This is a genomic window from Nocardioides sp. (genome assembly GCF_030655615.1).
GTDB lineage: Bacteria > Actinomycetota > Actinomycetes > Propionibacteriales > Nocardioidaceae > Nocardioides.
Map to the genome: position 1 here is coordinate 1 of NZ_JAURVJ010000206.1, position 10,380 is coordinate 10,380.

General features: G+C 70.8%; 10 protein-coding genes. 6 read left to right on the forward strand and 4 right to left on the reverse strand.

The features are described 5' to 3' along the window. On the reverse strand, window positions 1-333 hold a 333-nt coding region (locus Q7T52_RS17750), incomplete at its 3' end, for an acyl-CoA dehydrogenase family protein (protein ID WP_304804816.1). A gap of 11 nt (window positions 334-344) precedes the next feature. Further along, window positions 345-1,532 (reverse strand): acyl-CoA dehydrogenase family protein, encoded by a 1,188-nt coding sequence (locus Q7T52_RS17755; RefSeq protein ID WP_304804818.1) that lies wholly within the window; start codon window positions 1,530-1,532, stop codon window positions 345-347. Between the two features lie 46 nt (window positions 1,533-1,578). On the opposite strand from Q7T52_RS17755, the gene Q7T52_RS17760 reads away from it, so the two are divergent. The 4 genes from Q7T52_RS17760 (at window position 1,579) to Q7T52_RS17775 (ending at window position 5,116) form a co-directional block, all read left to right on the forward strand. Next, entirely contained in the window at window positions 1,579-2,763 is a 1,185-nt protein-coding gene (locus Q7T52_RS17760; RefSeq protein ID WP_304804820.1) for a Rieske 2Fe-2S domain-containing protein, read from the forward strand. Beyond that, entirely contained in the window at window positions 2,763-3,062 is a 300-nt protein-coding gene (locus tag Q7T52_RS17765) for a hypothetical protein (protein WP_304804822.1), read from the forward strand. Before Q7T52_RS17760 ends, Q7T52_RS17765 begins: the two co-directional genes overlap by 1 nt. Window positions 3,063-3,125: 63 nt before the next feature. Further along, complete coding sequence (locus Q7T52_RS17770; protein WP_304804824.1) at window positions 3,126-4,247, forward strand: ferredoxin--NADP reductase; 1,122 nt, start codon at window positions 3,126-3,128, stop codon at window positions 4,245-4,247. 302 nt (window positions 4,248-4,549) lie between these two features. Further along, window positions 4,550-5,116 (forward strand): hypothetical protein, encoded by a 567-nt coding sequence (locus Q7T52_RS17775; RefSeq protein ID WP_304804826.1) that lies wholly within the window; start codon window positions 4,550-4,552, stop codon window positions 5,114-5,116. Between the two features lie 67 nt (window positions 5,117-5,183). Here Q7T52_RS17775 and Q7T52_RS17780 read toward each other — a convergent pair whose 3' ends face one another. Beyond that, the gene (locus Q7T52_RS17780) at window positions 5,184-5,855 is read right to left on the reverse strand and encodes an MBL fold metallo-hydrolase (protein ID WP_304804828.1); all 672 of its coding nucleotides are present in this window, start codon (window positions 5,853-5,855) and stop codon (window positions 5,184-5,186) included. Further along, a complete protein-coding gene (locus Q7T52_RS17785) occupies window positions 5,849-6,520 on the reverse strand; it encodes a maleylpyruvate isomerase family mycothiol-dependent enzyme (RefSeq protein ID WP_304804830.1) in 672 nt (223 codons plus the stop codon). The genes Q7T52_RS17780 and Q7T52_RS17785 overlap by 7 nt, the downstream gene beginning before the upstream one ends. A 152-nt stretch (window positions 6,521-6,672) precedes the next feature. Here Q7T52_RS17785 and uvrA point away from each other — a divergent pair, with 152 nt between their 5' ends. Together uvrA and Q7T52_RS17795 are read left to right on the forward strand one after the other, a co-directional pair. Then, window positions 6,673-9,672, forward strand: a complete 3,000-nt coding sequence (gene uvrA / locus Q7T52_RS17790; RefSeq protein ID WP_304804831.1) for an excinuclease ABC subunit UvrA — start codon at window positions 6,673-6,675, stop codon at window positions 9,670-9,672. Window positions 9,673-9,773: 101 nt separating this feature from the next. Continuing rightward, complete coding sequence (locus Q7T52_RS17795; RefSeq protein ID WP_304804833.1) at window positions 9,774-10,298, forward strand: Rieske 2Fe-2S domain-containing protein; 525 nt, start codon at window positions 9,774-9,776, stop codon at window positions 10,296-10,298. Window positions 10,299-10,380 lie beyond the last annotated feature (82 nt).

Genomic DNA, 10,380 nt, shown 5'->3' on the forward strand with positions numbered 1-10,380 from the left:
GCCGAGCCAGCGCCGCTTCTGCTCGTCGGTGCCGGCCTCGGCGACAAGGAGTGCGGCGGGACCGTGGACCGCGAGCGGGACGGGGGCGACGGTGCGGCCGACCTCGACCAGCACGCGGCAGAGCTCGATCAGACCGAGCCCCGCACCGCCGTGGTCCTCGGGGAGCGCGAGCGACACCAGCCCGGCCTCGTCGAGCGAGCGCCAGAGGTCGGCGTCGAAGCGCGACCCCTCGGCCTCGACGGCCTTCTGCCGCTCGTTGGTGGCCCGGTCGCCGAGGATCTGCGCGGCCAGCTCGGCGGCGTCGTCCTGCTCGGGGGTGAAGGAGAAGTCCATGGTGTCGCCCTCTATCGCTTCGCGGCCGGCAGGCCGAGGCCCACGTAGCCGATGATGTCGCGCTGGATCTCGTTGGTGCCGCCGCCAAAGGTCATCACCAGCGACGAGCGGAACATCCGCTCGAGGCGGCCGGCGAGCACGGCGCCGGGGGAGTCGGCGGTGAGGCCGGCCATCGGTCCGACGATCTCGGTGAGCGTGCGATAGACCTCGGTGTTGAGCTCGGAGCCGTAGATCTTGATCGCGGAGGCCTCGGCGGGCGAGAGGTCGACCTGGGCGTCGGCGTCGGCGGCGAGCTTCCAGTTGAGCAGGGTGAGCGCCTCGACGCGGGCGTGGGCGCGGCCGAGCGCGATCTGGACCCACTCGGTGTCGATGACCCGCTGGCCGTCGGGGTTCTTGGTCTGCTGGGCCCACTCGCGCACGAGCCCGAGCGAGTGGATGGTCGGCGCGGCCGAGGTGAGCGAGACCCGCTCGTGGTTGAGCTGGTTGGTCATCAGGTTCCAGCCGCCGTTGACCTCGCCGACGACGCTGGACGCCGGCACCCGGACGTCCTCGTAGTAGGTGGCGCTGGTGCCCACGCCGGCGACCGTGTGGACCGGTGTGTAGGAGACGCCCGGGGCGTCGGCCGGCACCAGGATCATCGACAGCCCCTTGTGGCGGGGGAGGTCGGGATCGGTGCGGCAGGCCAGCCAGATCCAGTCGGCGTACTGGATGAGCGAGGTCCACATCTTCTGGCCGTTGATGACCCACTCGTCGCCCTCGCGGACCGCCTTGGTCTTCAGCGAGGCGAGGTCGGTGCCCGAGCCGGGCTCGGAGTAGCCGATCGAGAAGTGCAGGTCGCCGGCCAGGATCTTGGGGAGGAAGTACTCCTTCTGCTCGTCGGTGCCGTAGCGCATGATCGTCGGCCCGACCGTGTTGAGCGTCAGGTAGGGGATCGGTACGCCGGCGACCGCGGCCGCGTCGGTGAAGATCAGCTGCTCGACCATGGAGCGCGCCTGCCCGCCGTACTCCTGGGGCCAGCCGATGCCGAGCCAGCCGTCGCGGCCGACCTGGCGGATCACGTCCTTGTAGACGCCGGCCTCGCCGAACTCGCCCGTGGCCGAGGCCAGCCCCGCCTTGACCTCGGGGGTCACGAGCTGGGCGAAGTAGTCGGCGAGCTCGGCCCGCAGGGCGTGGTGCTCGGGTTCGAGGGCGAGGCGCATGCCGCCAGACTAGAACGTGTTCTCGTTTTGGGCTAGCCTTGGAGGCATGAGCGACGTCCGCACCCTCGACCAGGGCCATGCCCCGGAGCGCTTCGCGCGTGGCTGGCACTGCCTGGGCCTGGCGAGCACCTTCGCCGACCGCAAGCCGCACGCCATCGAGGCCTTCGGCACCAAGCTCGTCGTCTGGGCCGACACCCAGGGCGAGCTCAACGTCCTCGACGGCTACTGCCGCCACATGGGCGGCGACCTCACCCAGGGCTCGGTCAAGGGCGACGAGATCGCCTGCCCGTTCCACGACTGGCGCTGGGGCGGCGACGGCAAGTGCAAGACCATCCCCTACGCGCGGCGCGTGCCGCTGCGAGCGCGCACCCAGCGCTACGAGACGGCGATCGTCAACGACCAGCTGCTCGTCTGGCACGACACCGAGGGCAGCAAGGCAGACCACGACATCCTGCCGCCGCAGCTGCCGGGCCTCGACGAGGGGCTCTACACCGACTGGCAGTGGAGCTCCGAGCACATCGAGGGCTCCCACTGCCGCGAGCTCATCGACAACGTGGTCGACATGGCCCACTTCTACTACGTGCACTTCGCGTTCCCGACGAGCTTCCGCAACGTCTTCGAGGGCCACATCGCCACGCAGTTCATGGAGTCGAAGGGCCGGCCCGACAAGACCGAGGGCTACGGCGACGCCGAGCTGTTCCTCAAGTCCGAGGCGACCTACTACGGGCCGTCCTACATGATCAACTGGCTCGACACCGACTACAAGGGCTTCAACACCGAGGTCATCCTGGTCAACTGCCACATCCCGACCGGACCCGACTCCTTCCTCCTGCAGTACGGCATCACGGTCAAGAAGCCCGAGGGCCTCGACGACAAGACGACCGACTTCATCGCCACCAAGTACGCCGAGATGTTCGGCAGCGGCTTCCTCCAGGACGTCCACATCTGGAAGAACAAGGTGCCGGTCCAGAACCCCCTGCTCTGCGAGGAGGACGGGCCTGTCTACCAGCTGCGCCGCTGGTACGAGCAGTTCTACGTCGACCAGGCCGAGGTCAAGGGCGAGATGGTCGACCGGTTCGAGTTCGAGGTCGACACCACCAAGGCCAACGAGTACTGGCAGGACGAGGTCGCGGAGAACCTCCGGCTCAAGGCCGAGGAGGACGCGGCGTCGGAGTCGGCGGCGGAGTCGGCCGGGGCCGAGGGTGAGCCCTCGCTGATGTCGGGCACCTGATGGCGTCCTTCGTGCCGACCAGTGCCGACACGCTCGAGGACCAGCGGCTCTACACCCGGGCCCGGCTGACCGAGGTCGCCTGCCTCGACTGCCTGGCCTGCGTCGGGGTCAAGAAGAACAGCGAGCACCACACGTCGGTGCAGTGGGACGACGAGGCCAAGCGGCACTGTCCCGAGATGTCCCGCCGCGACCGGCTCGACGGACGGGCGGTGACGCCGGCCTGTCCGCGCCTCGTCGCCAGCATCGAGGCGGCCGCGCGCGACGGCAGAATCCCGATCGGCGCCGAGGACGGCTACTGAGCAACCCGGCCGTCCCAGCCGCGCCGCCCCCGTTCCCCCTTCCGAGAGAGCCGTGACGAGACCGTGACGACGCAGTCCTTCGAGCTGGAGGTCGTCGACGTCGTCGAGGAGACGGCCGACGCCCACTCGATCACCTTCCGGGTGCCGGACGGCGCCGAGGCCGACTTCGCCTTCAAGCCCGGCCAGTTCCTCACCCTCGCCGTGCCGAGCGACCAGACCGGCGTCGCTGCCCGCTGCTACTCGCTGTGCAGCAGCCCGGCCGACGAGAGCGGCACGGTCACCATCACGGTCAAGCGCACCGCCGAGGGCTACGCGTCCAACTGGCTCTGCGACAACGTCCGCGACGGCGACACCCTGCGCGTCCTCGCTCCCTCGGGCATCTTCACCCCCGCCTCGCTCGACAGCGACCTGCTGCTGTTCGCCGGCGGCAGCGGCGTCACCCCGATCATGTCGATCGCCCGGACCGCGCTGGCGCGCGGGACCGGGCGCATCGTCGTCTTCTACGCCAACCGGGACGAGACGTCCGTCATCTTCGCCCGCGAGCTGACCGCCCTGGCCGCGGCGCACCCCGACCGGCTGCAGGTCGTGCACTGGCTCGAGTCGGTGCAAGGCCTGCCCACCGCCGAGCAGGTGCGCGCGTTCGCGGCCGACCGGTCGTCGTACGACGCCTTCGTGTGCGGTCCGGCGCCCTTCATGAAGATGACCGTGGGCGTGCTCAAGGAGCTCGGTTTCCCGCGCGAGCGGCGCCACCAGGAGAAGTTCGTCTCCCTGGGCGGCAACCCGTTCGGCGACCTGCCCGAGGTGGAGCAGGCGGCCCAGGAGGTCGCCGCCGCCGAGAGCGACCCCGACGACGCTGCTCCCGCTGTCGATGCCGAGGTGGCGGCGCCCGCCGTGCCTGCCGTGGCCGGCCCGGTCCGGCTCGAGGTCGAGCTCGACGGCGAGACCCACGCGTTCGACGACTGGGACCCCGCGACGCGGATGCTCGACCACCTCGAGGCCAACGGCGTCAAGGCGCCCTACTCCTGCCGCGAGGGCGAGTGCTCCGCGTGCGCGGTCCGGCTGCTCGAGGGCGAGGTCGCGATGGCGCACAACGACGTCCTCGACGACGAGGACCTCGCCGAGGGCATCCGGCTGGCCTGCCAGTCGACCCCGACCACCGACGTGGTGCGGGCGACCTACTCCTGAGCGGGTGGTCCCACCCCCCGGGGTGGGGTGACTCGTCCTTTCGGTCAACGGCGTCTAGTCACCGTTACTAATCATGTCGTCCGAACGGACGAGATACACAAACTGGTAACATTCACGCTCCGGTCTAGTCCGGAAGATCCAATTATCGGTAACGCGTGACATCTCGGAGATCGTGGGTTTCACTTCTCTCCACGGCCCCCGGATGCGCCGCTTCGGGCCGCGAAGCACCTCACGATCCCCCCACTCCCTCCCCCCACCGGTGCAGCCGACGGCGGCCACCGACCCCCACGAAAGGAAGGCCCATGATCACCATGACTCTCGTGATCGGCCTGGTCAGCGTGGCCCTCCTGGTCGCCTGTGCAACGGCGCAGCCCGCCGGCGACCGGGGCCGCGAGCGCTCCGCCGCCCGCCGCCGCAAGTTCGTCGAGCACAACCCGACGCACGTCAACTCGCAGGACATCCGCCTCCAGCTGGTCCGCGACGGCGTCGCCGTCTCCCAGGCCAGCTTCATCACCGAGAAGGCTGCCGACGACGGCATCAAGCCCTTCACGATGTGGCTCTGGCTGCAGCAGTTCGACGCCGAGGCCCTCGGCATCGTCGTCGCCGCCGACGTCACCCACCGCGACCTGCTGACCCACATCAGCAACGGCACCGTGCCCGACCTCGAGGAGCTCAAGCTCTTCGCCTCGGCCAACGGCCTCAGCATCGCCGGTCCGCCGGTGCGCACCGCCCGCCGCAAGGTGCTGGTCGACTCCGGCCTCACCGCCCCGCGCCGGATGCCGCTGCCCCCGATCTACGAGCCCGGTGAGTGGCCCGGCACGCCCTCCGACAGCCTCCCGCGTCTCGGCGAGAAGGGCCTCGCGGCCTGATCACCGATCCCCCCACCTACGGGGCCCGTCCCGGTCGTCACCGACCGGGCGGGCCCCGTCTGGGTTTTCAGTAGCCCCGCTGGCGCCACTCGCCGAGGTGGGGGCGCTCGACGCCGAGCGTGGAGTCGCCACCGTGACCGGGGTAGAACCAGGTGTCGTCAGGCAGGCGGCCGAAGACCTTGGTCTCGACCTCGTCGATGAGCTGGGCGAACGCCGCGTCGTCGCCGAACGTGCCGCCGACCCCGCCGGGGAAGAGCGAGTCGCCGGTGAAGAGGTGGGCGTGGCCGTCGGGGTCGTCGTAGAGCAGCGCGACCGAGCCAGGCGTGTGCCCCGCGAGGGCGATGACCTGCAGGGTGCACGACCCTACCGAGACGGTGTCGCCCTGGGTGAGCCGCCGGTCGACGGTCACGCCGGTCTGCTCGGTGATCGCGTCGGCGTCGGGCTCGCCCGCGGCGACCTCGGCGCCGGTGGCCTCGACGACGGCGGCGAGGGCGCGGTGGTGGTCCCAGTGCTGGTGGGTGGTGACGACCATCGAGAGGCCGTCGGCGACGAGGGGGAGCAGGGTGTCGGGCTCGGCGGCCGCGTCGACCAGGACCCGTTCGCCGGTGTCGCGGCAGGTCAGCAGGTAGCAGTTGTTGCTCATCTGGGGGTCGACCGCGACCTTGGTGATCGTCAGGTGCGCCAGCTCCCTGGTGTCGGCGTCGCCGCCGACCGTGACGTCTCCGGTGTAGCTCACCATGCCTCGATCCCCGGCATCACGCCGTCGCTCGTCAGTCCTTCGCCCCGGCCCCGCCCCGAGAGCCACCAGCCCAGGTGGGCGGCGGTGCCGGAGACGGTGGGGGTTCCCGGACCACCCTGCCACGTGCGACCGACGTCGGTCGCGACGAGGGTGGCGCCCCCGGCGCGCGGGCCGAGCTGCCCGACGACCAGCACGGCGAAGGCCTCGGGCCAGTCGCTCGCGGTGTAGCCGGTCGCGAGGTCGACGTGGTGGATCTCGACCTCGCGCAGCCGCATCGCCGCGACGTCGCCGGCCACGAACGTCCGGTCGCTGCCGGGGGTCCGCTCGACCAGGACGTCGAGGCGGTCGTCGGGGAGCGCGGCCAGCGCCTCGGTCAGGTCGGTCACGGCGCCGTACAGGCGGGAGCGGAGGACGGTCGGCCGGGCCCGGGAGAGGGCCTCGATGTCGGCGTCGCGGGCCTCGGTGCCGGCGTACATCGGGACCGGCTGGCCGGCCACGACGCCGTGCAGCGCGGCGGCCAGCGCCTCGGCGTTGAGGGCGAGGTGGGCGACCAGGTGGGCGCGCGACCAGCCGGGCAGCAGGGAGGGCTCGGCGTAGGCCGCGTCGTCGAGGCCGTCGACGGTGCGGACCAGCCGGCGGGTGGCGTCGTGCAGCTGCGTGCTCACGGCCCCCATCCTCACGGGTGACGCAACCCGCCCGAAACCCGGTTGTCGGTGGCGCCACCTAGGCTGGTCGGGTCGGCACGGCAACTTGCCGCGACGACGTCCGTGACGAACACTTGTTCGAACACCCACCCGGTCGATCCAGAGGGACTTCAGTGGCTGACCAGCTCATCATCCGTGGCGCGCGCGAGCACAACCTCAAGGACGTCTCGCTCGACCTGCCGCGCGACTCCCTGATCGTGTTCACGGGGCTCTCCGGCTCGGGCAAGTCGTCGCTGGCCTTCGACACGATCTTCGCCGAGGGGCAGCGCCGCTACGTCGAGTCGCTGTCGGCCTACGCCCGCCAGTTCCTCGGCCAGATGGACAAGCCCGACGTCGACTTCATCGAGGGCCTCTCGCCCGCGGTGTCGATCGACCAGAAGTCGACCTCCAAGAATCCCCGCTCCACCGTCGGCACCATCACCGAGGTCTACGACTACCTCCGCCTGCTCTTCGCGCGCGCCGGGCGCCCGCACTGCCCGACCTGCGGCGCGCCCATCGAGCGCCAGACGCCGCAGCAGATCGTCGACCGCATCCTCGCGCTCGAGGAGGGTGCCCGCTTCCAGGTGCTCGCCCCGGTGATCCGCGGCCGCAAGGGCGAATACCTCGAGCTCTTCCGCCAGCTGCAGACCCAGGGCTTCTCGCGGGCGAGGGTCAACGGCGAGCTCCACGCCATGGACGACCCGCCCAAGCTCGACAAGCAGAAGAAGCACACGATCGAGGTCGTGGTCGACCGGCTCGCGGTCAAGGAGTCTTCCAAGCGCCGGCTCACCGACTCGGTCGAGACGGCGCTCAACCTCGCCTCGGGCCTGGTCGTCTTCGACTTCGTCGACCGCGACGCCAAGCACCCCGAGCGCGAGCTCAAGTTCAGCGAGAAGATGTCCTGCCCCAACGACCACCCGATCGACACCGACGACCTCGAGCCGCGCTCCTTCTCCTTCAACTCCCCGTTCGGCGCGTGCCCGGCCTGCAGCGGCCTCGGCACGCGGATGGAGGTCGACCCCGAGCTGGTCGTGCCCGACAGCAGCGCCACCCTCAACGAGGGGGCCATCCAGCCGTGGGACAACGTCAGCGTCGGCGAATACTTCCGCAAGCTCCTCGGCGCCCTCGGCGACAAGATCGGCTTCGACCTCGACACGCCGTGGCACGACCTGCCGGCGAGCGCCCGCACCGCGGTCCTCGACGGCCACTCGGCCAAGGTCCACGTCGTCACCCGCAACCGCTACGGCCGCGAGCGCTCCTACGACGCCCGGTTCGAGGGCGTCCGCCCCTACATCGAGCGCCGCCACCGCGAGGCCGAGTCCGACACCAGCCGTGAGCGCTTCGAGGGCTACATGCGCGAAGTGCCGTGCCCGTCCTGCAAGGGCAGCCGGCTCAAGCCCGTCTCGATGTCGGTCACCCTCGGCGGCAAGAACATCGCCGAGATCTGCGCGATGGCCATCAACGAGACGGCCGAGTTCCTCGAGGACCTCGAGCTGTCCGCCCGCGAGCGCCAGATCGGCGAGCGGGTGCTCAAGGAGATCCAGGAGCGGCTGCGCTTCCTCCTCGACGTCGGCCTCGACTACCTCTCGCTCAACCGGCCCTCCGGCTCGCTGTCGGGCGGCGAGGCCCAGCGCATCCGGCTCGCCACCCAGATCGGCGCCGGCCTGGTCGGTGTCCTCTACGTGCTCGACGAGCCGTCCATCGGCCTCCACCAGCGCGACAACCAGCGGCTCATCGAGACGCTGGTCCGGCTCAAGGACCTCGGCAACACGCTGATCGTCGTCGAGCACGACGAGGACACCATCAAGGTCGCCGACTGGGTCGTCGACATCGGCCCGGGCGCCGGCGAGCACGGCGGCCAGGTCGTCCACTCCGGGACCGTCGCCGACCTGCTGACCCACCGCGACTCGATGACGGGTCAGTACCTGTCCGGGCGTCGTGAGATCCCGGTCCCCGACGTACGCCGTCCGCGCACCGTGGGCCGCGAGCTGCGGGTCCACGGGGCCCACGAGAACAACCTGCAGAACGTCGACGTCTCGTTCCCGCTCGGCCTGTTCGTCGCCGTCACGGGCGTCTCGGGCTCGGGCAAGTCGACGCTGGTCAACGACATCCTCTACACCTCGCTGGCCAAGCAGATCTACCACGCGCGGGCGGTCCCGGGGCGCCACCAGAAGATCACAGGCCTCGAGCACGTGGACAAGGTCATCCACGTCGACCAGTCGCCGATCGGCCGCACCCCGCGGTCCAACCCGGCGACCTACACCGGTGTCTTCGACCACGTCCGCAAGCTGTTCGCCTCGACCCCCGAGGCCAAGATGCGCGGCTACCTGCAGGGCCGGTTCTCCTTCAACGTCAAGGGCGGGCGCTGCGAGGCGTGCGCCGGCGACGGCACCATCAAGATCGAGATGAACTTCCTGCCCGACGTCTACGTCCCGTGCGAGGTCTGCCACGGCGCGCGCTACAACCGCGAGACGCTCGAGGTCCACTACAAGGGCAAGACCATCGCCGAGGTCCTCGACATGCCGATCGAGGAGGCGCTCGACTTCTTCGCGGCCGTGCCGCCGATCGCGCGCCACATGAAGACCCTGGTCGAGGTCGGCCTGGGCTACGTCCGCCTGGGTCAGCCGGCGACCACCCTGTCCGGCGGCGAGGCCCAGCGGGTCAAGCTGTCCGCCGAGCTGCAGAAGCGCTCCACCGGCCGCACCGTCTACGTGCTCGACGAGCCGACGACGGGGCTCCACTTCGAGGACATCCGCAAGCTGCTGCTGGTCCTCGGCCGCCTGGTCGACGCCGGCAACAGCGTCCTGGTGATCGAGCACAACCTCGACGTCATCAAGACCGCCGACTGGCTCGTCGACATGGGTCCCGAGGGCGGCTCACGCGGCGGCACCGTGCTTGCCGAGGGCACCCCCGAGGACGTCGCCGCCGTGGCCGAGAGCTACACCGGCCACTACCTCGCGCCCCTGCTCGCCGGGCGCGAGGCGCAGCAGCCGGCCCGCCGGCGGGCCGCGTCCACCGCGCCGGTCGGACGCGGGGCGGCGGTCAAGGCACCCGCCAAGAAGGCGCCGGCCAAGAAGTCCGCCGCCCGGGGGACGGCCAAGAAGACGACTACGCGGACTTCTCGCAAGGCGTGACAGCGCCTCGACAGCGAGCTCTCATGCTCGTCTCATCTGCGTGAGTAGTGTGGCTTTCAACTACTTCTCGTGTTCGTCGACCTCCCTGAGGAGCCCCCCCCGTGACCACCCCCAGGAGCACCACCCCGCTCACCCGGCGCCGCGCGCTGGCCGGCGTCACCGGCGTCGGCCTGGCCCTCCCGATCCTCGCGGCCTGCGGCGACGACGGCGACGCCGGCACGGCCACCGACTCGTCCACGTCCGGCTCGACCGCGCCGACGTCGTCCTCGGCCCCGACGACCGACCCGACCTCGGAGCCGACGAGCGACGCGGCGTCTGAGACCTCGGCCCCGCCCGAGACCGTCGACGGCGTCGTCTCCACCGCCGACGTACCCGTCGGCAGCGGCGTGATCCTCGGTGGCGAGCAGCTCGTCGTCACCCAGGCGACCGAGGGCGACATCAAGGTGTTCAGCTCGATCTGCACCCACCAGGGCTGCCCGGTCACGGGCATCACCGACGTCATCTCCTGCACCTGCCACGGCAGCACCTTCGACCTCGCCACCGGCGACGTGCTCGGCGGACCCGCTCCCTCGCCCCTCCCGGCCGTCGACTTCACCGTCGAGGGCGACCAGGTGGTGCTCTCGTGAGCGGCTCCCCGGCCTTCCGGCCCACCCGCCGCATCGTGTTCCAGGGCCTCGGCGCGCTCGGCGTCGCCGCCGCCCTCGCCGG

What these genes read in the sequence shown, in the direction of transcription:
- Q7T52_RS17755 (WP_304804818.1), bottom strand. Translation starts at nt 1,532, where the DNA reads ATGCGCCTCGCCCTCGAACCCGAGCACCACGCCCTGCGGGCCGAGCTC.
- Q7T52_RS17760 (WP_304804820.1), top strand. Translation starts at nt 1,579, where the DNA reads ATGAGCGACGTCCGCACCCTCGACCAGGGCCATGCCCCGGAGCGCTTC.
- Q7T52_RS17765 (WP_304804822.1), top strand. Translation starts at nt 2,763, where the DNA reads ATGGCGTCCTTCGTGCCGACCAGTGCCGACACGCTCGAGGACCAGCGG.
- Q7T52_RS17775 (WP_304804826.1), top strand. Translation starts at nt 4,550, where the DNA reads ATGATCACCATGACTCTCGTGATCGGCCTGGTCAGCGTGGCCCTCCTG.
- Q7T52_RS17780 (WP_304804828.1), bottom strand. Translation starts at nt 5,855, where the DNA reads ATGGTGAGCTACACCGGAGACGTCACGGTCGGCGGCGACGCCGACACC.